This window comes from Pseudomonas sp. Root71 (assembly GCF_001429045.1).
GTDB classification, from domain to species: Bacteria; Pseudomonadota; Gammaproteobacteria; order Pseudomonadales; family Pseudomonadaceae; genus Aquipseudomonas; species Aquipseudomonas monachiensis.
Genome location: NZ_LMHY01000027.1, coordinates 198041 through 223509, shown reverse-complemented (window position 1 = coordinate 223509; position 25469 = coordinate 198041). Strand labels below are relative to the sequence as shown.

Annotated in this window: 21 protein-coding genes and 1 riboswitch; of the genes, 15 read left to right on the top strand and 6 right to left on the bottom strand. The window is 61.4% G+C overall.

The features are described 5' to 3' along the window. Positions 1-153: 153 nt before the first annotated feature. Positions 154-1956 (top strand): lipid A export permease/ATP-binding protein MsbA, encoded by a 1803-nt coding sequence (gene msbA / locus ASD95_RS21505; RefSeq protein ID WP_056725526.1) that lies wholly within the window; start codon positions 154-156, stop codon positions 1954-1956. A 252-nt stretch (positions 1957-2208) separates the two neighbouring features. Further along, the gene (hldE, locus tag ASD95_RS21500) at positions 2209-3630 is read left to right on the top strand and encodes a bifunctional D-glycero-beta-D-manno-heptose-7-phosphate kinase/D-glycero-beta-D-manno-heptose 1-phosphate adenylyltransferase HldE (RefSeq protein ID WP_046039763.1); all 1422 of its coding nucleotides are present in this window, start codon (positions 2209-2211) and stop codon (positions 3628-3630) included. Positions 3631-3786: 156 nt separating this feature from the next. On the opposite strand, the gene ASD95_RS21495 is transcribed toward hldE, so the two are convergent. From ASD95_RS21495 to ASD95_RS21480, 4 genes are all read right to left on the bottom strand, one after another. Continuing rightward, positions 3787-4752, bottom strand: coding sequence for a hypothetical protein (locus ASD95_RS21495; RefSeq protein WP_056725524.1), 966 nt, complete (start codon positions 4750-4752; stop codon positions 3787-3789). A 32-nt stretch (positions 4753-4784) separates the two neighbouring features. Then, the gene (locus ASD95_RS21490) at positions 4785-5597 is read right to left on the bottom strand and encodes an aldo/keto reductase (protein WP_056725522.1); all 813 of its coding nucleotides are present in this window, start codon (positions 5595-5597) and stop codon (positions 4785-4787) included. Next, on the bottom strand, positions 5594-6769 hold the full coding sequence (locus tag ASD95_RS21485; protein WP_056725521.1) for an NAD(P)/FAD-dependent oxidoreductase: 1176 nt from the start codon (positions 6767-6769) through the stop codon (positions 5594-5596). Before ASD95_RS21485 ends, ASD95_RS21490 begins: the two co-directional genes overlap by 4 nt. A 147-nt stretch (positions 6770-6916) precedes the next feature. Beyond that, complete coding sequence (locus ASD95_RS21480; RefSeq protein ID WP_015093202.1) at positions 6917-7249, bottom strand: DMT family transporter; 333 nt, start codon at positions 7247-7249, stop codon at positions 6917-6919. Positions 7250-7352: 103 nt separating this feature from the next. Here ASD95_RS21480 and ASD95_RS21475 point away from each other — a divergent pair, with 103 nt between their 5' ends. Further along, positions 7353-8255, top strand: a complete 903-nt coding sequence (locus ASD95_RS21475) for a LysR family transcriptional regulator (protein WP_177336476.1) — start codon at positions 7353-7355, stop codon at positions 8253-8255. A gap of 11 nt (positions 8256-8266) precedes the next feature. Further along, on the top strand, positions 8267-9544 hold the full coding sequence (gene waaA, locus ASD95_RS21470) for a lipid IV(A) 3-deoxy-D-manno-octulosonic acid transferase (protein WP_056725519.1): 1278 nt from the start codon (positions 8267-8269) through the stop codon (positions 9542-9544). Positions 9545-9644: 100 nt separating this feature from the next. Here the strand turns inward: waaA and ASD95_RS21465 are convergent, their stop codons facing one another. Then, positions 9645-11084: a TolC family outer membrane protein gene (locus tag ASD95_RS21465; RefSeq protein ID WP_056725518.1), complete on the bottom strand. Its 1440-nt coding sequence runs from the start codon at positions 11082-11084 to the stop codon at positions 9645-9647. 205 nt (positions 11085-11289) lie between these two features. Further along, positions 11290-11395, top strand: a riboswitch (TPP riboswitch). A gap of 165 nt (positions 11396-11560) precedes the next feature. On the opposite strand from ASD95_RS21465, the gene thiC reads away from it, so the two are divergent. Together thiC and cytX are read left to right on the top strand one after the other, a co-directional pair. After that, a complete protein-coding gene (gene thiC, locus ASD95_RS21460) occupies positions 11561-13450 on the top strand; it encodes a phosphomethylpyrimidine synthase ThiC (RefSeq protein WP_056725516.1) in 1890 nt (629 codons plus the stop codon). Positions 13451-13609: 159 nt separating this feature from the next. After that, positions 13610-14902 carry a putative hydroxymethylpyrimidine transporter CytX gene (cytX, locus tag ASD95_RS21455; RefSeq protein WP_056725514.1) on the top strand — a complete coding sequence of 431 codons (1293 nt, stop codon included), beginning with the start codon at positions 13610-13612 and terminating at the stop codon, positions 14900-14902. On the opposite strand, the gene ASD95_RS21450 is transcribed toward cytX, so the two are convergent. Further along, positions 14871-15617, bottom strand: a complete 747-nt coding sequence (locus ASD95_RS21450) for an RsiV family protein (RefSeq protein ID WP_056725512.1) — start codon at positions 15615-15617, stop codon at positions 14871-14873. The two genes, cytX and ASD95_RS21450, sit on opposite strands and share 32 nt — an antisense overlap. Before the next feature lie 224 nt (positions 15618-15841). Here ASD95_RS21450 and ASD95_RS21445 point away from each other — a divergent pair, with 224 nt between their 5' ends. The 9 genes from ASD95_RS21445 (at position 15842) to ASD95_RS21405 (ending at position 25306) form a co-directional block, all read left to right on the top strand. Next, entirely contained in the window at positions 15842-16459 is a 618-nt protein-coding gene (locus ASD95_RS21445) for an NUDIX domain-containing protein (RefSeq protein WP_056725510.1), read from the top strand. Beyond that, positions 16450-16902 (top strand): DUF1249 domain-containing protein, encoded by a 453-nt coding sequence (locus ASD95_RS21440; protein WP_007977461.1) that lies wholly within the window; start codon positions 16450-16452, stop codon positions 16900-16902. The genes ASD95_RS21445 and ASD95_RS21440 overlap by 10 nt, the downstream gene beginning before the upstream one ends. A 112-nt stretch (positions 16903-17014) precedes the next feature. Next, a complete protein-coding gene (cpdA, locus tag ASD95_RS21435) occupies positions 17015-17830 on the top strand; it encodes a 3',5'-cyclic-AMP phosphodiesterase (RefSeq protein ID WP_056725508.1) in 816 nt (271 codons plus the stop codon). Positions 17831-18036: 206 nt separating this feature from the next. After that, complete coding sequence (locus ASD95_RS21430) at positions 18037-18645, top strand: YqiA/YcfP family alpha/beta fold hydrolase (RefSeq protein WP_056725505.1); 609 nt, start codon at positions 18037-18039, stop codon at positions 18643-18645. A gap of 50 nt (positions 18646-18695) precedes the next feature. Continuing rightward, on the top strand, positions 18696-20600 hold the full coding sequence (parE, locus tag ASD95_RS21425) for a DNA topoisomerase IV subunit B (protein ID WP_056725503.1): 1905 nt from the start codon (positions 18696-18698) through the stop codon (positions 20598-20600). After that, positions 20600-21589, top strand: coding sequence for an esterase-like activity of phytase family protein (locus ASD95_RS21420; protein WP_056725501.1), 990 nt, complete (start codon positions 20600-20602; stop codon positions 21587-21589). The genes parE and ASD95_RS21420 overlap by 1 nt, the downstream gene beginning before the upstream one ends. Further along, positions 21586-22110, top strand: coding sequence for a retropepsin-like aspartic protease family protein (locus ASD95_RS21415; protein ID WP_056725499.1), 525 nt, complete (start codon positions 21586-21588; stop codon positions 22108-22110). Before ASD95_RS21420 ends, ASD95_RS21415 begins: the two co-directional genes overlap by 4 nt. A gap of 7 nt (positions 22111-22117) precedes the next feature. Then, positions 22118-24388 carry a DNA topoisomerase IV subunit A gene (gene parC, locus ASD95_RS21410; RefSeq protein WP_056725497.1) on the top strand — a complete coding sequence of 757 codons (2271 nt, stop codon included), beginning with the start codon at positions 22118-22120 and terminating at the stop codon, positions 24386-24388. A 204-nt stretch (positions 24389-24592) separates the two neighbouring features. Then, complete coding sequence (locus ASD95_RS21405; protein WP_056725495.1) at positions 24593-25306, top strand: PqiC family protein; 714 nt, start codon at positions 24593-24595, stop codon at positions 25304-25306. Positions 25307-25469 lie beyond the last annotated feature (163 nt).

The window sequence follows — 25469 nt, the reverse complement described above, 5'->3', positions numbered from 1 at the left end:
CTGGGTAACTTATTCCTGAATTGAGCGACCATACCAAGGCAGGGACATCTGGTGGCTATTTGACGCGCCACAATACACAGACTGTATGCGATTGCCAGAACCCTGGGGAAGCTGTGGTAAAGTCAGCGTCCTTTTCATCGACATTCGCGTGATATGACCGACTCCAGTCTCTGCGCAAGCCCATCGAGCTTGAAAATCTACTTCCGCCTGCTCGGCTATGTCCGGCCGTATATCAGCCTGTTCCTGATCAGCATCGTCGGTTTTCTGATTTTCGCTTCGACGCAGCCAATGCTGGGCTACATCCTGAAGTACTTCGTCGACGGTCTATCCAATCCTGAAGCGGTGCTGTTTCCAACCGTGCCCTACCTGCGGGATCTGCAACTGCTACAGGCGGTGCCGTTGTTGATCATCCTGATCGCCGCGTGGCAGGGGTTGGGATCGTACCTGGGCAACTATTTCCTGGCCAAGGTTTCCCTGGGCCTGGTCCATGACTTGCGGGTCCAGTTGTTCAACAACCTGCTGGTGTTGCCAAACCGGTATTTCGACAAGCATAACTCGGGGCACCTGATTTCCCGTATCACCTTCAACGTGACCATGGTCACGGGGGCGGCAACAGATGCGATCAAGGTCGTAATCCGTGAAGGCATGACGGTGATCTTCCTGTTTGCCTCGCTGTTGTACATGAACTGGCGCCTGACGCTGGTCATGGTCGCCATCCTGCCGCTGATCGCCCTCATGGTGCGCACGGCCAGCAAGAAATTCCGCAAGCAGAGCAAGAAGATCCAGCTGGCCATGGGGGACGTGACGCATGTGGCGTCCGAAACGATCCAGGGCTATCGCGTGGTGCGCAGCTTTGGCGGTGAAAAGTACGAAGAGAAACGCTTCTTCGATGCCAGCCAGGGCAACACCGACAAGCAATTGCGCATGACCCGCACCGGCGCCATCTACACGCCGTTGCTGCAACTGGTGATCTACACCGCCATGGCCGTGCTGATGTTCCTGGTGCTGTTCCTGCGGGGCGATGCGTCCGCTGGCGACATGGTGGCCTACATCACCCTTGCTGGCCTGCTGCCCAAGCCGATTCGCCAGCTGTCCGAAGTCAGCTCGACCATCCAGAAGGGCGTGGCCGGTGCCGAAAGTATCTTCGAGCAACTGGATGTCGAGCCTGAAGTCGATACCGGCACCGTCGAGCGTGATGTCGTCAGCGGTCGCCTGGACGTGCGCAACCTCAGCTTTACCTACCCTGATACCGAGCGTCAGGTGCTCAATGACATCAGTTTCTCGGTCGAGCCCGGGCAAATGGTGGCGCTGGTGGGGCGTTCGGGCAGCGGCAAGTCGACCCTGGCCAATCTGATTCCGCGTTTCTATCACCACGACAAGGGCGAAATCCTCATCGATGGCGTCGAAGTGGAACAGTACAAGCTGTTGAACCTGCGTCGGCATATCGCCCAGGTGACTCAGCACGTGACCCTGTTCAGCGACACCGTGGCCAACAACATCGCTTATGGCGACCTGGCTGGCGCACCCCGTGAAGACATCGAGAAAGCGGCCAAGGATGCCTACGCGATGGACTTCATTGCCCAATTGCCCGAAGGCCTGGACACCCAGGTCGGGGAAAACGGCGTGCTGCTGTCCGGTGGCCAGCGCCAGCGCCTGGCGATTGCCCGGGCACTGTTGAAGAATGCTCCGCTGCTGATTCTCGATGAGGCGACTTCGGCACTCGATACCGAGTCCGAGCGGCATATCCAGGCAGCCCTGGATCATGTCATGAAAGGTCGCACCACGCTGGTGATCGCTCACCGCCTGTCGACCATCGAGAAGGCCGACCTGATCCTGGTCATGGATCAGGGGAAAATCGTCGAGCGCGGCACCCATGAACAACTGCTGGCGCAAAACGGCTACTACTCGCGCCTCAACGCGATGGGCCTCGACGCCCCGGCCGAAGACATCGCCTGACCCCGAAAGGGCGAGCCTGGCTCGCCCTTTCGCACACTTGGCGTGCAACGCGTCCGGTGATTTGTATCCAGACCATTACGCTTCTTGATCAAGCCGGAATAAATCTCGGCAACGTGCTGTCGTCTGGCGGATTTTTTGCTCAAAAAATGAGCAATAAACCCCGGCGAATCATCCGGTTGCAGCCACCGCACTAGCCGACACCAACCCTGTGTTAATATCGCGCCCCTGTTCATTCTGTATGTGGGTTGCACCATGAAGTTGTCCATGCCGCGATTCGATCAAGCCCCTGTCTTGGTAGTCGGCGATGTCATGCTCGACCGTTACTGGCATGGTGGTACCTCACGGATTTCTCCTGAGGCACCGGTGCCGGTGGTCAAGGTCGATCACATCGAAGACCGCCCGGGCGGTGCTGCCAACGTTGCCTTGAACATTGCCGCCCTGGGCGCTCCGGCCTCGCTGGTCGGTGTAACCGGCGACGATGAAGCCGCCAACAGCCTGGTCAACAGCCTCAAGGGCGCCGGCGTGCGGGCCATCTTCCAGCGCATTGCGCACCAGCCGACCATCGTCAAGCTGCGGGTCATGAGCCGCCACCAGCAACTGCTGCGTATCGACTTCGAAGAACCCTTCGCCACCGACGCGCTGGCGCTGGCCGCGCAGGTCGACGAGTTGCTCGAAGGCATCAAGGTGCTGGTGCTGTCCGACTACGGCAAAGGCGCGCTGAAAAACCATCAGGCGCTGATCCAGGCCGCCCGTGCCCGTGGCATCCCGGTGCTGGCCGATCCCAAGGGCAAGGATTTCTCGATCTACCGCGGGGCGAGCCTGATCACGCCAAACCTCAACGAATTCGAAACCATCGTCGGTGGTTGCGCCGACGAGCACGAATTGGTGAGCAAGGGCGCGCAGTTGATGCACGACCTGGACCTCGGTGCCTTGCTGGTGACCCGTGGCGAGCACGGCATGACCTTGCTGCGCCCGGATCATCCGGCGCTGCACCTGCCGGCCCGGGCCCGTGAAGTGTTCGACGTGACCGGTGCCGGTGACACAGTGATTTCCACCCTGGCGGCCGCGATTGCCGCTGGCGAAGAACTGCCCCATGCGGTGGCCCTGGCTAACCTGGCGGCGGGTATCGTGGTCGGCAAACTGGGTACGGCAGCCATCAGTGCACCGGAACTGCGTCGTGCGATTCAGCGCGAGGAGGGTTCCGAGCGTGGAGTGCTGGGTCTTGAACAGCTGTTGCTGGCGGTCGATGACGCCCGCGCGCACAACGAGCGGATCGTGTTCACCAACGGTTGCTTCGACATCCTGCACGCCGGTCACGTGACCTATCTGGAACAGGCGCGGGCCCAGGGCGATCGCCTGATCGTGGCGATCAACGACGATGCATCGGTCAGCCGCCTGAAAGGGCCGGGCCGTCCGATCAACAGTGTCGACCGGCGCATGGCCGTACTGGCCGGCCTGGGGGCGGTTGACTGGGTGATCAGCTTCTCGGAAGGCACTCCGGAAAACCTGCTGAGCGCGGTCAAGCCGGACGTGTTGGTCAAGGGCGGCGACTACGGGATCGACCAGGTGGTCGGCGCGGACATTGTGACGGCCTACGGTGGTACCGTGAAAGTGCTGGGGCTGGTGGAAAACAGCTCCACTACTGCCATTGTCGAGAAGATCCGCAAGTCTTGATTGTGGCGAGGGAGCTTGCTCCCGCTGGGTCGCGCAGCGGCCCCAAAGCCATGCACCGCGGTTTTTCAGGCGGACCGCGTCTGGTGGTTTCACGACTGCTGCGCAGCCGAGCGGGAACAAGCTCCCTCGCCACAAAAGCCCCGCTCCTGGTTCTTGCTATCGTGCCGCCTTGCGCGGCACAATTTTCTTCAGCAGCAATTTGGCCTTGCCGCGCAATCGCGCCAGGCCCGAATCCTTCCCCGGCGGGGTCAGACCCTGCTGCCTCACCCAGTCCTTCCAGCGAATTCGTTCGTCGCGAACCAGCCAGCCCTCCTGTCGGGCAAAACTCTCGGCCAGGTACAGTCCGCGCGTGCTGGCAGGGTATAGCTGATCCTTTTTCAAGATGTAGAGCTCAGCCATCGGGTGGCCGTCCTGCAAGGGCATCAAGTACAGATCGGGGCGCTTGCGGTCGAGGCGGGCGACGAGTTGATCACCTTCCAGTCGTTCGTCGACATGGAACAGGCTCAGGGATTTGGCATCCTTGGGAACGTCCAGGCGCAAGTCGTAGATCAGTTGCAGCGAGGCGGTTGGCAAATGCACGTAAGCCCGCGGGCGCTCTATCAGCATCAGGTTGGCGCAACGTACCGGCCGCGCCGAGCCGGACAGTGGCGACAAGCGAAACGGCAGGGCTTCGCGGTAATGCAGGGCGGCCGAGTAGGGCGTCGGCAGCCAGGTGTCATTGAAGCGCCCACCGAGCCAGCCTTCCGGGGTTTCCAACAGACACTCTTCGGCTATCTCCTGGATCGCCGTGTGCAAGGGCAGGTTCAGTTCATGGGCCGGCACGTACCCGGAGATCAGCTTGAGCACCACATCGCCGCGGTCCTGCCGGCGTTGGCGCACCAGCACCCAATAGTCGCGATTCTGCCAATGCAGGGTCAGGCGCACCGAAACCCCGAGGTTGGCCAGTTCCAGGGCAAACCGTTCGCTGTCGCCAACCGTCACCGGCCGACGACGTTGCAGGGTCTGGGAGAAATTCAGCGGCCTGCCGACGCTCTGGTAAGCCAGGCCTTCGGGGGTCGCTTCGACGAATAACGGCAGGGTCTTGAAGTTGCTCGGGTTCTTTCTGATGAGCGTACGCGACATGTCGGCTCCTGCTTAAGGCCGCGTGGGCGGCGTCAGTGGCTACGTAGGACCTGGGCAACGGTCGCGACATTGTGGGCGAGGTGCAGCGGATTGATGGTCCCGACAATAGCACTGGCAACACCCGGATGTTCAAACAACAACTCGAAACTGGCGCGCACCGGATCCACGCCCGGACTCAGGCAGACATGACCACTGGCGAGGGCTTTCTTGACCAGAATGGCTTTGCCGTGTGCAGCAGCATAGTCAATGACGGCCTTCTCGTTTTGTTCGTTGAGATTGTAGGTGACCATCGCGCAGTCGCCTTGCTCGAGCGCTTTCAGGCCGCCGTCGACGGTTTTGCCGGAAAAGCCGAAACCGAGAATCTTGCCTTCGGCCTTGAGCTCGGCGAGGGTGTCATAGACTTCGCAGTCATTGAGGATCGCCAGGTCATTACCATCGGAGTGCACCAGCACCAGGTCGATGAAGTCTGTTTCCAGGCGTTGCAGGCTGCGCTCCACCGACATACGTGTGTGTGCGGCGCTGAAATCGTGACGGGACTGGCCGTCGGCAAACTCTTCGCCGACCTTGCTGACAATCACCCAATCCTGACGCTGGCCGCGCAGCAACGGGCCCAGGCGTTCTTCGCTGCGACCGTAGGCCGGGGCGGTATCGATCAGGTTGATGCCCAGGTCGCGGGCGAGTTTGAGCAGCATGCGTGCTTCGTCGTCATCGGGAATCTGGAAGCCGTTGGGGTACTTCACCCCTTGGTCGCGGCCCAGTTTCACCGTGCCCAGGCCCAGGGGGGAAACCAGCAGGCCGGTGCTGCCCAGCGGGCGATGCAAGTCGTGCAGGGTCGGTTGGCTCATGGCAGCAGTTGCTCCCAGGCAGGTACGCCCATCGGTGGCTTAGGCAGTTCAGGCAGCGCTGCCGGGTGGCTCGGCTGGATACGGTCGCGGGTCAGGCTGGCGATCACCCGGTCGGCGAAGTCCGGTGCCAGGGCGAGCTTGGTCGGCCAGCCCACCAGCAGTCGACCTTCCTCGGCCACAAAGGCGTTGTCGGGACGGGTCAGGCCTGATTGCAGCGGTTCGGCGCGATCCACGCGCAAGGTCGCCCATTGCACCGTGCTCAGGTCGATCCATGGCAGCAATTGGCCGAGTTCTTTCTGTGCGGTGGCGATCTGCTCGGCGGGTTCACGGGTCACGCCTTCGGATTCCGCGATATCGCCGCCCAGGTACCAGACCCATTGGCCATCCGCCGCCGGGTGCGTGGTCACGGTGATGCGCGGTTTGGTGCCACCACCCAGGCAGTGGGCGTACAGCGGTTTGAGGCTTGGCCCCTTGGCGATGATCATGTGCAACGGGCGGCGCTGCATGGCGGGCTGGCTCAGGCCCAGCGTTTCGAGCAATGCCGCGGTTCCGGCGCCGGCGCTCAGGACGATGCGCTGGGCACGGATCTCGCGCTCGTCCACCTTCAGGCCGACCAGCACGCCGCCTTCGAGCAGCGGCTCGATCGTCTGGCCGGCGAGCAAGCCATCGCCGGCCAGGTCGGCCAGGCGCTGGATCAGGCTCGGCACATCGACCACCAGTTCCGCCAGGCGATAGACCTTGCCCTTGAAGCGCTTGTCTTGCAGGGCTGGCGGCAATTGCTCGCCCTTGACCTGATCGACGCGACCGCGCACGGCTTTGCTGGCAAAGAAACTGGTGAGGTTGCCGGCGAGGGTGCCGGGGGACCAGAGGTAATGGGCTTCGGACAGCAGGCGTACGCCGGACAGGTCCAGCTCGCCGTTACCGGCCAAGGATTCACGCCAGCGACGTGGCATGTCGGCGATGGCTTCCGAGGCACCGGTCAGGGCACCATGCAGCGCGTATTTGGCGCCGCCATGGATGATGCCCTGGGACTTCACGCTCTGCCCGCCGCCGAGGCTGGCGCTTTCCACCAGCACGGTCGAAAAACCCTGGCGACGCAGGCGCGCATTCAGCCAGAGGCCGGCGACACCAGCGCCGACAATCAGCACGTCGGTGGAAATAACGGATGGCATTCGGCGACCTCAGTGTTCAAGACGAGGGCGCAGTATACAGATTCATGGATTGGAGCTGAGACGGGAAAAGGATCGCAGCCTGCGGCAGCTCCTACGGGTGGGTCCGGTCTGCCTTTGTAGGAGCTGCCGCAGGCTGCGATCTTTTTATCAATGCCCGGCAGTCTTGGAGAACAGCTGGATAACCACGACGCCCAGCACAATCAACGCCATCCCCAGCATCGCCGGCACGTCCAGCTTCTGCCCATAGATAAACAGCGCGGCGACGCTGACCATCACGATCCCCATGCCGGCCCACACGGCGTACGCCACGCCCACCGGAACGCTGCGCACCACCAGGGTCAGCATCCAGAAGGCGATCCCGTAACCGACGATGACCAGCACCAGTGGCAGCGGGGTGCTGAAGCCTTTGACCGCTTTCATCGAAACAGTGGCAATCACTTCGGCGCAGATGGCTATGGCCAGGTAGTAGTAAGCGGTCATGGGTCAATCCTCGTGTGAAGTGTTGCTCTCTGAGGTCGGCATTCTAGAGATTTGCCAGATGCGGTAAAGTCATTACCTATCTGTTTAGAAGATGGGTTGGGCCATGAGCATGCAATGGAATCTGGAGCAGCTGCGGTTGTTTGTCAGCGTAGCGGAGCAGCGTTCGTTTTCTGCCGTGGCGCGGGATCAGCGCAAGGCGCAGTCGGCGGTCAGCAGTTCGATAGCGTTGCTGGAAGAAGACCTGGGCGTCAGCCTGTTCGACCGCAGCAGCGGTCGTCAGCCGAAACTCACTGAAGCCGGTACCGCTTTGCTGGACGAAGCGCGGGAAGTATTGCGCCAGTGCGAACGACTCAATGGCCGGGCGCTGGCGATGATGCGCGGGCAGGAAGCGCGACTGCGTGTGGCGCAGGATGAGGCGATGCCTTATCAGCCGATCATCGAAAGCTTCGAGGCCCTGGCGGAAAAATTTCCCAGCCTTGAAGTGCAGTTGACCAGCGCCGCCCAAGGCGATGTGGCGCGCAAACTAGTGGAGCGGCGCGCCGACTTGGGGTTGCTGTTCTTTCACGATCAGATTCCCGAGGCGCTTGAGCGGCGGGTGCTGGGCAGCGTGGAAATGGTTACGGTGTGCGGCAAGGATCATCCGTTGGCGCGCAAAAGTGCAGTGGACGGCCAGCAGCTGGCGCAACATCGGCAGTTGCTGATGTCCACGGAGTCGAGCATTTATCCCGGCAGTGATCCGGCCAGCCCGCAGGTCTGGCGTGCCGACAGTTTCTATGTGATGGCCGAATGGCTGGTGCGCGGCCTCGGCTGGGCCTGGTTGCCGCGCCACGTAGTGCAGTACCCGACCTATCAGAACCAGATGGTCGAGCTGGTCAGCGAGTGGACCCCGCCGGCCCTGGTGGTGGAGCTGGTATGGCGCCGGGATGAACCGCTCGGTCCGGCCGCGCGCTGGCTCGCCGAACGTTTTGCCGTGCACTTGCAGGCGATAGGCGAAAAAAGCCGATAAACTCCGCCGCCATGAATAGAACTCTCTACACCGCGCTGTTTTATCTGGGGCTGCCATTGGTAGCGATTCGGCTTTGGCTGCGCGCGCGCAAGGCGCCGGCTTATGCCAGGCGTATCAGCGAGCGCTTTTCCTACGGAATGCCGGCGATGAAACCGGGCGGCATCTGGGTGCACGCCGTGTCGGTGGGCGAAAGCATTGCGGCCGCGCCGATGATCCGCGCCTTGCTGGCGCGTTATCCGGATCTGCCGATCACCGTGACCTGCATGACGCCGACCGGTTCGGAACGCATCCATGCACTGTTCGCCAATGAGCCGCGCATCCAGCACTGTTATCTGCCTTACGACCTGCCTTGCGCTGCCCGGCGCTTCCTCGATCGGGTCCAGCCGAAACTGGCGGTGATCATGGAAACCGAACTGTGGCCCAACCATATCCATCAATGCGCCAAGCGCGGGATCCCCGTGGCACTGGCCAATGCGCGGCTGTCCGAGCGTTCGGCCAGGGGCTATGGCCGGTTCCCCAGGCTGACCCAGCCGATGCTGGCCGAGATGAGCCTGTTCGCGGTGCAGACCGAAGCCGAGGCGCAACGCTTGCGCAACCTGGGCGCCCGGAACGAAACCGTCGAAGTAACCGGTTCGATCAAGTTCGACCTGACCATCGACCCGCAACTGCTGGAACGCGCTGTTGAACTGCGCGGGCAATGGCGGGCACTGGAACGACCGGTGTGGATCGCGGCCAGTACCCATGACGGCGAAGACGAGGTGGTGCTGGCGGCTCATCGTCAGTTGTTGGCCAGTCACCCCGATGCCCTGCTGATTCTGGTACCGCGTCATCCGGAGCGCTTCAATTCGGTGTTCGGGTTGTGCCAGCAACAGGGGTTTGCCACGGTCCGCCGTTCCAGTGGCGATGCGGTCAGCGCAAATACTTCAGTGCTGCTGGGCGACACCATGGGCGAGTTGCTGTTTCTCTACGCCCTGGCTGACAGCGCATTCGTCGGCGGCAGCCTGGTGCCGAATGGCGGGCATAATTTGCTGGAGCCAGCAGCCTTGGCTAAACCGGTATTGAGCGGTCCGCATCTTTTCAACTTCCTCGAAATTGCCGCGCAGTTGCGCACTGCCGGGGCGTTGCAGGAAGTGGAGGATGCCGAAGGGCTGGCGGTGGCGGTGCAGCGGCTGTTCGAACTGCCGCGAGATGCGCAGCGCATGGCAGAGGCCGGGTTGAAAGTGATGCGCACCAATCAGGGCGCATTGCAGCGCTTGCTGGACGGGTTGGGGCGGTTGATCGGCCAATAGACCGAGTCGTCGGACAGAAAAGGATCGCAGCCTGCGGCAGCTCCTGCACGGGATTGATATTCATCCTGTAGGAGCTGCCGCAGGCTGCGATCTTTGGTTTTTACTGATCAGGTCGCGCTTTCAACTGCTCCTCTGCCGCCTTGGCCAGATCCGGTGGCAGGAAGTCCTTGTCCGGGTTGTAGTTCGGATTGAGCCAGCGTGCCAGGACTTGCAGATCCCCCGGATTCAACGTGCCGGCCTGTTGCTTCAAGCGCAGGTTGTCGAGGATGTAGTCGTAACGGGTGTTGTTGTAGTCGCGTACCGAGGTGTAGAGCTGACGCTGCGCATCCAGCACGTCGACGATGTTTCGCGTACCCACCTGATAGCCGATTTCAGTCGCTTCCACCGCGCTCTGGTTGGAGATGATCGATTGCTTGCGCGCCTGTACCTGCTCGACATCGGTGTTCACCGCGCGGTGCAGGTCGCGGGTGTTTTCCACGATGCTGCGGCGCAGGGATTCGCGTTGCTGCTCGGTCTGGTCCAGTTGTGCATAGGACTGACGCACCTGGGAGTTGATCAGGCCGCCGCTGTAGATCGGGATATTCAGTTGCAGGCCCACGGTTGTTTGCTCGACGTTGCCGCCGTAGGGTTGGCCCAAGGGAACCGGATTGCTGAAGCCCAGCGCATCGTTGTCGCCTTTCTCGTACTTGGCGACCGCGTCAACCGTTGGCAAGTGCCCGGACCTGCGCTGCTTGACAGTTTGTTCGGCGGCGCTGACGGCATAGTTGCTGGCCAACAGATTGAGGTTCTGCCTGCCCGCGGTTTCGACCCAGGCCTTGGCGTCGTTCGGTACTGGCGGCAGGATCGGCAGGTTATGGCTGATGCCCCAGATCGAGTTGTACTGGCGGTTGGTCAGGGTGATCAATGCTTCAAAGGCGTCGTCCACCTGGCGCTGCGCAACGATGCGGTTGGCGCGTGCGGTGTCGTAGCTGGCCTGTGAGTTCAATACGTCGGTCTTGTCCGAGAGGCCGACATCGAAACGCTCGTTGGATTGATCGAGCTGGCGTTTGAACGCCGCTTCTTCGGCCTTGGTCGAGGCCAGGTTGTCCTGGCTGCGCAGTACGTTGAAATAGCTGTCAGCGGTTTGCAGGATCAGGTTTTGCTCGGTCGCCGAAAGTTGCAGGGCAGCCTGTTCGTTGACTTCCTTGGCGGCCTGGAACTGGAACCAGCGATCGGCGCGGAACAAAGGTTGCGCCAAAGTGGCCTGGTAGGAATGAGCATCGCGGTTGGTCGTGCCCGAAGGTTGATCGAGCGACGTACGCACCTCGGCAACATTGGCGCCGCCCGAGAGGTTCGGCAGCAGCCCGGCGCGGGCCTGGGGCACGACTTCTTTCTGCGCGCCGTATTGGGCGATGGCAGCCGCCAGGTCGGCGTTGTTGTTGACGGCTTCCTGATAAACGCTGACCAGGTCCGTCTTGGCCGATAAGGGCGCATCTGCTGCCCAGGCCATTCCGTTGGACGCACAAGACACGGCGAGGGCCAGTGAGAGTTTGCGCAGCATAGACGATCCCTAGAATTGATATTACAGAGGTAATTTGAGCGCCAAGGCTAAGGCCATGGTTTGACAGCGTCAATGAGCGGCTCAGCGTAGCGAGTGTAGTTGTGCATTGGGGCCGCAACAATCCTGATACTGCGTGTAATTACGCCATTCATCACGGTAATTGCAGTGGGGTTGGCGTTCTTTGCCAGTTGTGTCTAGACTGGCCGGGTTCTTGTCGGGGTGCCTTGCTATGAGGCTGAGATCGAATAATTTCGGATCCCGTTGAACCTGATCAGGTTAGCGCCTGCGTAGGGAACAAGATTTCTCGTCACCCGGCGAGTCCTCTTGTGCTTCGTCCGGGATGTTGTTCGACAATCGAACACCCCTCGAGCACTGAGCACAGCACAGCTGGTTTCTCCAGCGCCCGTGCGTCCATTCGTTTACAGGTTCGCTCCGACAAAAATCCACTGCCTGGATGTGTGTCTGGAGAGCCCGTGATGACTACAAAATCAAAAATCGCCACCAACCTGAGTGACTCGGCCAAGGTCGATCAGCAATCGGTTCAGCCGTTTACCCGCTCGCAAAAAATCTATGTCCAGGGCACTCGCCCGGACATCCTCGTGCCGATGCGCGAAATCAGCCTTGATGTGACGCCGACCGACTTCGGCGGCGAGATCAATGCACCGGTCGTGGTGTACGACACCTCGGGCCCGTACACCGACCCCAACGTCATCATCGACGTGCGCAAAGGCCTGGCCGACGTGCGTTCGCCGTGGATCGAATCCCGTGGCGACACCGAGCGCCTGAGCGGCCTGAGTTCGAATTTCGGCCAGGAACGCCTTGCCGATCCTGAGCTGACAAAGCTGCGCTTCGCCCACGTCAACAACCCGCGTCGCGCCAAGCCGGGCGCCAACGTCAGCCAGATGCACTACGCGCGCCAAGGCATCATCACCGCCGAGATGGAATACGTCGCCATCCGCGAAAACATGAAGCTGGAAGTGGCCCGCGCCGCCGGCCTGCTGGACCAGCAACACGCCGGCCACAGCTTCGGCGCCAGCGTGCCGAAAATCATCACCCCCGAATTCGTCCGTGACGAAATCGCCCGTGGCCGCGCGATCATTCCGGCCAACATCAACCACACCGAACTGGAACCGATGATCATCGGCCGTAACTTCCTGGTGAAGATCAACGGCAACATCGGCAACAGCGCCCTGGGTTCGTCCATCGAAGAAGAAGTGGCGAAACTGACCTGGGGCATTCGCTGGGGTTCGGACACGGTCATGGACCTGTCCACCGGCAAGCACATCCACGAAACCCGCGAGTGGATCATCCGTAACTCGCCGGTGCCGATCGGTACGGTGCCGATCTACCAGGCCCTGGAAAAAGTCGGCGGCGTGGCCGAAGACCTGACCTGGGAGCTGTTCCGCGACACGCTGATCGAACAGGCCGAGCAGGGCGTCGACTACTTCACCATCCACGCCGGCGTGCTGTTGCGCTACGTGCCGATGACCGCCAAGCGCGTGACCGGCATCGTCTCCCGTGGCGGTTCGATCATGGCCAAGTGGTGCCTGGCGCATCACAAAGAGAACTTCCTCTACACCCATTTCGAAGACATCTGCGAAATCATGAAGGCCTACGACGTCAGCTTCTCGCTCGGCGATGGCCTGCGTCCGGGGTCGATTGCCGACGCTAACGACGAAGCGCAGTTCGGCGAACTGGAGACCCTCGGCGAGCTGACCAAGATTGCCTGGAAGCACGACGTGCAGTGCATGATCGAAGGCCCGGGCCACGTGCCGATGCAGTTGATCAAAGAGAATATGGACAAGCAGCTGGAGTGCTGCGACGAGGCGCCGTTCTACACCCTCGGCCCGCTGACCACCGACATCGCACCGGGCTACGACCACATCACCTCCGGCATCGGTGCGGCGATGATCGGCTGGTTCGGTTGCGCCATGCTCTGCTACGTGACACCGAAGGAACACCTGGGCCTGCCGAACAAGGATGACGTGAAGACCGGGATCATCACCTACAAGATCGCCGCGCATGCCGCCGATCTGGCGAAGGGGCACCCGGGCGCACAGATCCGCGACAATGCCTTGAGCAAGGCGCGTTTCGAATTCCGCTGGGAAGACCAGTTCAACCTGGGCCTGGATCCGGACACCGCGCGTTCGTATCACGATGAAACCCTGCCGAAGGATTCGGCCAAGGTCGCGCATTTCTGCTCGATGTGCGGGCCGAAATTCTGCTCGATGAAGATCACCCAGGAAGTCCGCGAGTATGCGGCCAACCAACGGATCGAAGCGGTCGACGTGGACGTTGCCCAGGGCATGGCCGAACAGGCCGAGCGCTTCAAGCAGGAAGGCAGTCAGCTTTACCAGAAAGTTTGATCTGAGCTGAGGTCGACGGTGTTTTCACCGCCGCCATCGCGAGCAAGCTCGCTCCCACATTGGAATGCATTCCTCTGTGGGAGCGAGCTTGCTCGCGATGGCGTCAGACCAGTCAGCGAAGATCCGAATAACAAAATGTGTCCCTCTGAGATAACACCCTTGAGCATTCAACCCAGCACTTATTCTCCCGATATCGCGGTGCCGACCGACAATCGTGTGTTCGGCGGTCGCGACCTGTTTTCCCTGTGGTTCTCCCTCGGCATCGGCCTGATGGTGTTGCAGACCGGCGCATTGCTCGCGCCAGGCCTGGGCCTGTCCGGTTCGTTGCTGGCGATTTTCCTCGGCACCCTGGTCGGCGTTTTGCTGCTGGCCGCGGTTGGCGTGATTGGCAGTGACACTGGCCTGTCGTCGATGGCCGCGCTCAAGCTCAGCCTCGGTGCCAAAGGCGCGAGCCTGCCGGCGGTGCTGAACCTGCTGCAATTGATCGGCTGGGGTTCGTTCGAAATCATCGTCATGCGCGACGCCGCCAGTCTGTTGGGCGCAAAGGCGTTCAGCGACGGTAGCTGGCTGTCCAATCCGATAATGTGGACGCTGTTCTTCGGTGCGCTGGCGACCCTGTTGGCTGTCAGCGGCCCGTTGACGTTCGTCCGGCAGATCCTGCGCAAATGGGGCATCTGGCTGCTGCTGGCCGCGTGCACCTGGTTGACCTGGAACCTGTTCGCCAAGGCTGATCTGGCCGCATTGTGGGCCCAGGCCGGTGACGGTTCGATGCCGTTCGCCGTGGGTTTCGACATCGCCATTGCCATGCCGCTGTCGTGGTTGCCGCTGATCGCCGACTACTCGCGCTTCGGCAAGCGGGCGAAAAACGTCTTCGGTGGCACCGCCATCGGTTTCTTCATCGGTAATTTCTGGCTGATGAGCCTGGGCGTGGCCTATACCCTGGCGTTCGCGCCGAGCGGTGAAGTCAATGCCTTGCTGCTGGCGCTGGCCGGTGCCGGCCTGGGGATTCCACTGCTGCTGATTCTTCTGGATGAATCGGAAAACGCCTTTGCCGATATTCACTCGGCGGCGGTGTCCAGCGGGATTCTGTTGCGCGCCAAGGTCGAGCACCTGGCCCTGGCCATCGGCGTTATCTGCACGCTGATTGCCCTGCTGGCGCCGTTAGCCCAGTACCAGAACTTCCTGCTGCTGATCGGCTCGGTGTTTGCGCCGTTGTTCGGCGTGGTGCTGGTTGACCACTTCATCCTGCGCAAGCGCAGTGCCCAGGTGGCCTCGGCCGCACTGTGCTGGCCGGCGCTGCTTGCCTGGCTGGGCGGGGTCAGCACCTATCACTTGTTGGCCAACCTGTATCCGGATATCGGCGCAACCCTGCCGGCACTGGTCGTGGCAGGGTTGCTCCAGCTAGTGCTGGGCCGGGCCTTCAGTTACGGCCGGGAAACAGCTCGGGCTTGATGATGCCGTTCAGGCGAGGGTAGGGGATCTTCAGTTCGACATGGCCCAGCGCGTAAGGCGCGATGGTGCTGGTTTCGTACTTGAGGATCACCCCGCCGTAGGTCAGCGCCACGTTCTGGGTTTTCTGGAACGGCCAGCTCTTCACGAACTCCGGTTCCTGATCGAGCTTGGTGCTGATCAGCCAGCTGTTGTGTGCCACTTGCGCGGCTTTCCAGAATGCGTCTTCCTGCCCTGGCACCAGCATGTCCGACAGTGTCAGCACTTTATGCTGTTGGCGTGAATAGTTGATGAAACCTCGACCTGGGGTGCCGTGGGCACCGCCGGTGTCCAGGTAGCTGGACAATTCGACGATCACCAAGCCGTCATGCTGCTCACGTACCTTTGCCTGCAGATAGCTGCTGAAGCGCGGGCCGGCGGTGCGTAAAAACTCTTCGCGATAGGCCGCCAGGGTCGGGGCAACCGGCGCGTCGGGCGAGGTGCGGGTCATTTGCAGCAGGCGCTTTTCGATGATTCCGTCCAGCGCAGGCTCGTCCGGGAAGTGCAGGGTGTCGATGTTGACCAGCGGGCAATCCGGATTGCTGCAACCGGGCTTGAGTTTCTCGGAGGCGTCGCGGGTGGTCTCCAGCGGCGTCCGGTAGTTGGGCTGGAACAGGCTCGCGCAAGCGCCCAGGGTCAGGGCGATAGCGGCCACGGAGGCGATTTTGAAAAGCGACATGAGCGTCCTTTCTGAAACAGGGGAAGGCAAAAAGTTACCGGCTTCGACTCTCAACAAAGCAGTCAGTTCGCCACTAAGCTAATTAGAGTGGGTTTCGCCCTCACCGTCCATCCCGCTGACAGGAAAGGGGCTGCATCAAACGTCACGGGCGCGTTAGGATGGCGCGAAGTCGAGGCCCAGGAAAAAAGCACCTCGAACAGGACTTGCAGTAAAAGAGGATAGTCATGACGGATTTTGCCAACGCCATTCCGACCGCCGTTGATATCGTGCGGCGCGAAAAGTGCTACGAGGGCTTCTACAAACTCGAACGCGTGCACTTGCGCCACGAATTGTTCGCCGGGGGCATGAGCCGCGAGATCAATCGCGAAGTGTTCGTTCGCCATGACGCAGTGTGCATGCTGCCTTACGATCCGCAGCGCGATGAAGTGGTGCTGATCGAGCAGTTTCGCGTCGGCGCCATGGACAAGACCGACAACCCGTGGCTGATCGAACTGGTCGCTGGTCTGATCGACAAGGATGAAGTGCCGGAAGCAGTTGCTCACCGCGAGGCGCAGGAGGAAGCTGGGCTTGAAATCGGGGCGCTCTGGCCGATCACCAAATACTTTCCATCGCCGGGCGGCAGCAACGAATTCGTGCATCTGTACCTGGGGCGTTGCGACACTACCGGGGTTGGCGGCCTGCATGGGCTGGAGGAAGAGGCAGAAGACATCCGCGTCACGGTCTGGGCTTTCGAAGATGCCCTGCAAGCCGTGCGCGACGGGCGTATTGCCAACGCGGCGAGCATCATTGCCTTGCAATGGCTGGCTTTGAACCGCGTTGAAGTGAGGGGGTTATGGTCGTAAACAAGCTGCGCGATCGCTATCGGGTGGACCTGGTGGGGCTGCAAGCGTCCTGCGAGGCGAACTACGCGCGCTTGATGCGACTGCTGCCGGACATGCGCAGCGAGCCCGCCGCGCGGCGCATCGCCGTGACCCATGGCGATCAGATGCTCGGTGTGCTGGCCCTGGAAGTCCTGCTGACCTGTCCTTACACCACGACCCTGCAAGTGCGTCAGGAGCACAGCCTGCCCTGGCTGCCGGTGCCGCAACTGGAAGTGCAGGTCTATCACGACGCGCGCATGGCCGAAGTGGTCAGCGCCGAACATGCACGACGCTTTCGCGGCATCTATCCTTACCCGAATGCCTCGATGCACCAGCCGGACGAAAAGGCCCAGCTGAACATGTTTCTGGGCGAATGGCTGAGCCATTGCCTGGCGCTGGGGCATGAGTACGAAGTCGTACGTTAGTTGTGAAGCGCAGTTGTGAACTGCGTCAGGTTCACAGATTTCCTCTTTCGATCGTCCCCCAGCATAATTGCGGCACTTACCCATCCCCGTGATCACGCCCTGGGAGAACGCCTTGCCGAGCGTATCCACATTGACCACCGCCGATCCGGCGTTGCTGGTGCAACTCTCCGACAGCCACCTGTTTGCCGAAGTGGACGGCGCGTTGCTGGGCATGAACACCCGCGACAGCCTGCAAAAGGTCATCGAGCTGGTGCGCGCGCAACAGCCACGGATTGACTTGATCCTGGCCACGGGTGATCTGTCCCAGGACGGGACGCTGGAGTCTTACCAACAATTTCGCGACATGACGCGTCAGCTCGATGCACCGGCGCGCTGGATTCCCGGCAATCACGACGAGCCACGGATCATGGCCGAGGCGGCGGTGCAGAGCGCTTTGCTGGAACCTGTGGTGGATATCGGCAACTGGCGGGTCACCTTGCTCGATTCGGCGGTGCCAGGCTCGGTGCCGGGATATTTGCAGGATGAACAGCTGCAGTTGCTCGCCCGCTCGTTGAGCGAAGCGCCGGAACGTCATCATCTGGTGTGCTTGCACCATCACCCGGTTTCGATTGGTTGCGCCTGGATGGAGCCTATCGGTCTGCGCAATCCCGAGGCGTTTTTTGAAGTGCTGGATCGTTTTCCACAGGTGCGTGCCGTGCTGTGGGGGCATGTGCACCAGGAAATCGATCAATTACGTAACGGCGTACGTCTGATCGCCTCGCCGTCGACCTGCATCCAGTTCGAACCCGGCAGCGAGGATTTCAAGGTCGGGGAACAGGCGCCGGGCTATCGCTGGCTGCGGTTGCTTCCCGACGGGCGGCTGGAAACCGGGGTGGAGCGGGTGACCGGGTTTGATTTCACTGTGGATTACGGTTCCAGCGGTTACTGATTTTTCATTTTTTCTGGAAAACCTAGTTGCGCCCTTCGCGAGCAAGCCCGCTCCCACAGGGGGGGCTTGTGACCGACGCAGGCCCAGTGTGGGAGCGGGCTTGCTCGCGAAGGCGTCTACACAGACGCCGTGAATTCCGCGGATATCCCCGATTCCCCCAGGTCCCTGTAAACTCCGACTCTTTAGCCGACGCACAGGGAGCTCAAATGTCCGGTTCGATCCTTTATATCCACGGCTTCAACAGCTCGCCGTTGTCGAAGAAGGCCTGTCAGTTGGTCGAGGTGATGGAGCGTCTGGGCCTGAGCGAACACTTGCGCGTTCCGGCGTTGCACCACCATCCGCGTCAGGCTATCGAGCAGCTGGAACAGGCGATTGCCGAGCTGGGGCGGCCACTGCTGGTCGGCAGCTCGCTCGGCGGCTACTATGCCACTCACCTGGCCGAGCGCCTTGGCTTGAAAGCCCTGTTGATCAACCCTGCCGTCAGCCCGCACCGGATGTTCGACGGCTTTCTGGGGACGCAGAAAAACCTGTATACCGAAGAGACTTGGGAAATGACCCACGACCACGTGACGGCCCTGGCCGAACTGGAAGTGCCGGCGCCCCAGGATCCACAGCGTTATCAGGTATGGTTGCAGACAGCTGACGAAACGCTGGACTATCGCCTCGCCCAGCAGTATTACCGGGCATGCGCCTTGCGTATCCAGGCCGGCGGCGATCACGGTTTCCAGGGTTTTGCCACGCAACTGCCGGCCATGTTGAGTTTTGCCGGCATTGGCGCCGATTTGTATCAGGCAATCGATTTCACCGCATTGTGAGCGATAGCCCCATGAATTCTTTTTTCACCGAACACTGACGACGAGACCCCATGGCCACTCCCAGCGCTAGCTCTTATAACGCAGACGCCATCGAAGTCCTCTCGGGCCTCGACCCGGTGCGCAAACGCCCCGGCATGTACACCGACACCAGTCGGCCGAACCACCTTGCCCAGGAAGTCATCGACAACAGTGTCGACGAAGCCTTGGCCGGGCATGCCTCATCGGTGCAGGTGATCCTGCATGCCGACCATTCCCTGGAAGTCAGCGACGACGGCCGTGGCATGCCGGTGGACATTCACCCCGAGGAAGGTGTTTCGGGTGTCGAGCTGATCCTCACCAAGCTGCATGCCGGTGGCAAGTTTTCCAACAAGAACTACCAGTTCTCCGGCGGTCTGCACGGGGTGGGTATTTCCGTGGTTAACGCCTTGTCCACCGAAGTGCGGGTGCGGGTCAAGCGTGACGGCAACGAATATCAGATGACTTTCGCTGACGGTTACAAAAAGACCGAGCTGGAAGTGATCGGTACCGTCGGCAAGCGCAACACCGGCACCAGCGTGTACTTTGCGCCGGATCCGAAATACTTCGACTCCCCGAAATTCTCCATCAGCCGCCTCAAGCATGTGCTCAAGGCCAAGGCCGTGTTGTGCCCGGGGCTGCTGGTCAGCTTTGAAGACAAGGCCACCGGCGAGAAAGTCGAATGGCATTACGAAGACGGCCTGCGTTCCTACCTGGTGGATGCGGTCAACGAATTCGAGCGCCTGCCGGACGAGCCGTTTTGTGGCGCTTTTGCCGGTAACAAGGAAGCGGTGGATTGGGCGCTGCTGTGGCTGCCGGAAGGCGGCGACGCGGTGCAGGAAAGCTACGTCAACCTGATCCCGACCGCCCAGGGCGGCACCCACGTCAACGGTTTGCGCCAGGGCCTGCTCGACGCCATGCGCGAGTTCTGCGAGTTCCGCAGCCTGTTGCCGCGTGGTGTGAAGCTGGCGCCGGAAGACGTCTGGGAGCGCATCGCCTTCGTGCTGTCGATGAAGATGCAGGAACCGCAATTCTCCGGCCAGACCAAGGAGCGCCTGTCGTCCCGTGAAGCGGCGGCGTTCGTCTCCGGTGTGGTCAAGGATGCGTTCAGCCTGTGGCTCAATGCCAACCCGGAAACCGGCATGCTGCTGGCGGAACTGGCGATCAACAACGCTGGCCGTCGCCTCAAGGCCAGCAAGAAGGTCGAGCGCAAACGCATTACCCAAGGCCCGGCGCTGCCGGGCAAGCTGGCTGACTGTGCCGGGCAGGACCCGATGCGTTCCGAGCTGTTCCTGGTGGAAGGTGATTCCGCCGGCGGTTCCGCCAAGCAGGCGCGGGACAAGGAGTTCCAGGCGATCCTGCCGTTGCGGGGCAAGATCCTCAACACCTGGGAAGTCGACGGCAGTGAAGTGCTGGCCAGCCAGGAAGTGCACAACATCGCCGTGGCCATCGGCGTCGATCCGGGCGCGGCGGACATGAGCCAGCTGCGCTACGGCAAGATCTGCATCCTCGCCGACGCCGACTCCGACGGTCTGCACATCGCGACCTTGCTCTGCGCCTTGTTCGTCCAGCATTTCCGCCCGTTGGTGGATGCCGGTCACGTCTATGTCGCGATGCCGCCGTTGTACCGCATCGACCTGGGCAAAGAGATCTACTACGCCCTCGATGAAGCCGAACGCGATGGCATCCTCGATCGCCTGGTGGCCGAGAAGAAGCGCGGCAAGCCGCAGGTCACCCGATTCAAGGGTCTGGGCGAAATGAACCCGCCACAGCTGCGCGAAACCACCATGGACCCGAACACCCGGCGCCTGGTGCAGTTGACCCTGGAAGATTTCGAGGCCACCTCGGAAATGATGGATATGCTGCTGGCGAAGAAACGCGCCGGTGACCGCAAGACCTGGCTGGAGTCCAAGGGCAACCTGGCCGAGGTGCTGGGCTGATGCGTCTGGGCTTTGCCCTGGCCTGTGGGTTGCTGCTGACGTCGATTACGGTATCCGCCGAGCCGGCGCCACAGCTGCGCGTGTTGTCCGGGCATGTCATCGACGGCATGCGCGGCGGCAACCTGTCCGGGCTGGCGCAGTGCGGCAATGACCTGTGGGCGGTTTCCGACCGCGACGATGGCCAGATCTACCGCCTCGATACCCGCGAATCCGTGTGGCAGGCACAAACGGTGCACATCGACGTACCGACGGTACCGGACAGCGGTTTACCCTGGGGGCTGAAGTCTCGCGTCTGGGGGGCTTCGTTCGTGCGTGGCGGCGATCTGGACTTCGAAGGCATCACCTGTGACAGCGCCGGCAATCGCTACATCGTCAGCGAAGGCCATGCCGCTGTCTTGCAAGTGCCGCCAACGGGGCCTGCCACCTGGCTTAAAATTTCGCCGATGATGGTTCGCGAGGCACGGGCCAGAGGCCTGCTGTTGCAATTCAATGCGCTGTTCGAAGGGCTGGTGATCAATCCGGCGGGGGATCGGATGTGGCTCGCCGCCGAGCGTCAAGGCCGGGGGTTACTGATGATCAAGCGCCAGCAGACGTTGTGGGATTGCGACGGTGGTTGCGTGCTGCTGAGCGAGGCGGGCATGGAAATGCAGCCCGAGCAGTTTCCCCGTGCCAAGCCTGTCCCGCGGGATTTTTCTGACCTGTCGCTGTTCAACGGCAAGCTGTTCACCCTTGACCGCAATGCCTTCCAGATCTGTCGCCGGGATGCGCAGACGGCCAAGGTCGAGCGCTGCTGGTCGTACGCCGCCGAGTTGTTGGAGGAGAGCCGTCGTTATTCACAGAACTACGGGCTGGAAGAAGCGTTGATCGTGGATGCCGATGGCGCCTGGATCGGTGTCGACAATAACTTCGGCGCGCGCGCCGATGGCGAAGTCCGCCCGGTGGTCTGGCGCTTCGCCGCACCGGAAGGTGGCTGGAGTGCCAGGCCATGAGACAACAAAGCCCGGGGCAGCGTATCGGCCGGGTGTTCATGGTGCTGGCCTGGTGTGCGGCGCTGTTTCTGGCCACGCGGTTTTTCGCCCAGTGGGAAGCGCGTCAGCAAAATCCGAATGTGGTGGTCAGTTCGGAGCAGGGCGAAGGTTTCATCGAGGTGAAACTGGTGAGCAATGTGCAGGGGCATTTCGTCGCCAGCGGCCAGATCAACGGCCAGCCGGTGGACTTCATGCTCGATACCGGGGCGACCGATGTGTCGATTCCGGCGGGCCTGGCCAAGCGCTTGAAGCTCGAAGAAGGATTCGGCGTGACCCTGAGCACGGCCAACGGCCTGAGCCAGGGCTATCGCACCCGTATCGAGCGCCTGCAACTGGGCGACATCGTGCTACGGGATGTACGCGCACTGGTGGCCCCGGGGCTGCACGGCGATCAGGTGTTGCTCGGCATGAGCGCACTGAACAAACTTGAATTTACCCAGCGCGGTGGCACCATGCTGCTGCGCCAGACAACGAACCGATGAGGCCCGCATGAGCGACTCCCTTGATCTCAGCCTGGACGGTGTAGAACGCCGGTCACTGGCTGACTTCACCGAAAATGCCTACCTCAACTACTCCATGTACGTGATCATGGACCGTGCCTTGCCGCATATCGGCGACGGTCTGAAACCGGTACAGCGCCGCATTATTTATGCGATGAGCGAGTTGGGGCTGGACGCCGATTCTAAGCACAAGAAATCGGCGCGTACCGTCGGTGACGTGCTCGGTAAGTTCCACCCCCACGGCGACTCGGCCTGCTACGAAGCCATGGTGTTGATGGCCCAGCCGTTCAGCTATCGATACACGCTGGTCGACGGCCAGGGCAACTGGGGTGCGCCGGACGATCCCAAGTCCTTCGCCGCCATGCGTTACACCGAAGCGCGGCTGTCGCGTTATTCCGAAGTGCTGCTCAGCGAGCTGGGCCAGGGCACGGCGGACTGGGGCCCGAACTTCGACGGTACCCTCGACGAACCGCTGGTGTTGCCGGCACGTTTGCCGAATATCCTGCTCAACGGCACCACCGGTATCGCCGTGGGCATGGCCACCGACGTTCCGCCGCACAACCTGCGGGAAGTCGCCACGGCGTGCGTGCGTTTGCTCGACGAGCCCAAGGCCACGGTCGAACAGCTCTGTGAACACATCCAGGGCCCGGACTACCCGACCGAAGCGGAAATCATCACCCCGCGCGCCGACCTGCTGAAAATCTACGAAACCGGTCGCGGTTCGGTGCGCATGCGCGCCGTGTATCACATCGAAGACGGCGACATCATCGTCACCGCGCTGCCACATCAGGTCTCGGGCGCCAAGGTGCTTGAGCAGATCGCCGCGATGATGCAGGCCAAGCCGTCCAAGGCACCGCAAATCGCCGACCTGCGTGACGAATCCGACCACGAAAACCCGTGCCGGATCGTGATCATTCCGGGCGCGCGAAAAAACTTCGACCACGATGCCCTGATGCAGCACCTGTTCGCCAGCACCGAGCTGGAGTCGAGCTACCGGGTCAACATCAATATCATCGGCCTGGACGGTAAGCCGCAGCTGAAGAACCTGCGGGCGCTGCTGGTCGAATGGCTGGAGTTCCGGGTGCAGACCGTGCGTCGTCGCCTGCAATTCCGCCTCGACAAGGTCGAGCGTCGCCTGCACCTGTTGGACGGTTTGTTGATTGCCTACCTCAACCTGGATGAAGTGATCCACATCATCCGTACCGAGGAACACCCGAAAGCCGCGCTGATCGAGCGTTTCGCCCTGAGCGAAATCCAGGCCGACTACATTCTCGATACCCGTCTGCGTCAGTTGGCGCGACTGGAAGAGATGAAGCTGCGTGCCGAGCAGGATGAACTGCTCAAGGAACAAGCCAAGCTACAAGCCCTGCTCAGTAGCGAAGCCAAGTTGAAAAAACTGGTGCGCAGCGAACTGATCAAGGACGCTGAAACCTACGGCGATGACCGTCGGTCGCCTATCGTCGAGCGTGCCGAAGCCAAGGCCCTGACCGAGCACGATCTGCTGCCGAACGAGAAAGTGACGGTGGTGCTGTCGGAAAAAGGCTGGATTCGCTCCGCCAAAGGCCACGAAATCGACGCCACCGGGCTTTCCTACAAGGCCGGGGACGGTTTCAAGGCGCTGGCAGCCGGGCGCTCCAACCAGTTTGCCGTGTTTATCGACTCCACCGGACGCAGTTATTCGGTGGCCGCCCACACCTTGCCGTCGGCCCGTGGCCAGGGCGAACCGCTGACCGGTCGCCTGACGCCGCCGCCAGGGGCGAGTTTCGAATGCGTGTTGATGCCCGAAGACGACGCGTTGTACGTGATTGCCTCCGACGCCGGCTACGGTTTCGTGGTCAAGGGTGAAGACCTGCAAGCCAAGAACAAGGCGGGCAAGGCCCTGTTGAGCCTGCCGAACAACGCCAAGGTCATGCTGCCGCGCCCTGTGGCCGATCGTGAGCAGAACTGGCTGGCGTCGGTGACGACCGAAGGTCGCCTGCTGATATTCAAGATCAGCGACCTGCCACAATTAGGTAAGGGCAAAGGCAACAAGATCATCGGGATCCCCGGTGAACGAGTGGCCAGTCGTGAAGAGTATGTGACGGACATCGCCGTATTGCCGGACGGTGCAACACTGGTGTTGCAGGCCGGGAAACGTACCTTGTCACTGAAAACGGACGATCTCGAACACTACAAGGGTGAACGTGGTCGTCGTGGCAATAAGTTGCCGCGGGGCTTCCAGCGGGTAGATGCGCTACTCGTCGAAAGCCCGGTCAACTGAGCGCTACTGCGTTCAGTTGACCGAAGAACGCGAGTTTGAGGCGCCGATCTACGATTTAACCCGTAGTTCGGCGCTTTGCGCTGGAGTCGGAACGCATATTCACGGATGATATGGCCTTTCAAGCGCCGGCACTGCCGCGCGTTCTTCATATTTATTGAGTATTTTCACTGTGATCAGCCTTTTTGCGATCACCTGGATGGGACGATGACTGCTCTGCGCCTTCCTTTTATTCTTTTGCTCGCCGGCGTTCTTGGCCTGGCGGGTTGCAGCGTTCACCAACCGGTGTCGTTGTATCAGCTGGACGCGGGTAGTCCGGTTCAGCCCGCACAGAACGCGGGCATGGCGGTTTTGTTGGGGCCTGTGACCGTGGCCGACTACCTGCAACGCGAAACCCTGTTGCAGCGCCAGCCCGATGGCAGCCTGCAAGCCTCGACCGACGGTCGTTGGGCTGGCAGCCTTTCGTCGGATATCGATCAACTGCTACTGCGTCAGGTCGCAGGTCGCCTGGACAGCCAGCGCGTAGTGCTGGCCCCGGCAACACTGGGCTTTACACCGGACGTCCAGGTCCTGCTGACTATCACGCGCCTGGATTCGGGTGAAAAACAGCCGGCGATCCTCGACGCGCAATGGCGCCTGATCGACCGTCGCGGGCAGGTCCGCGACAACCGCATCATCCATTTGCAGGAACAGCATGCCGGTACCACGGCGGCTCAGGTCCAGGCACAGGGCGTGTTGTTGCAACGCCTGGCCGAGCAATTGTCGGTGGCGCTCAAGCCCCTGGCCAATCAGCCGCCGATCGCCGAAGCCCCGCGCAAGCCGGCAGCCAAGGCGCCAGCACCTGCGGTAGAACAGGAAAAGCAGCCGAAGATCCCGATGGCCGCGCCGATTCGTACGGATATGGAAGTGTTCCGCTTCTAAGGCTGGATGGATTTGAAACAAAGCCCGCATAGATGCGGGCTTTGTTGTTTCTGCAGGATGGAGATATCTGGCGTCAGTTCCGGCCTCTTCGTCGGAACGCCGCCCGGAGCAAGCCCGCTCCCACAATTATCTCTGTGAACACAGATCTTGTGTACGACCACGT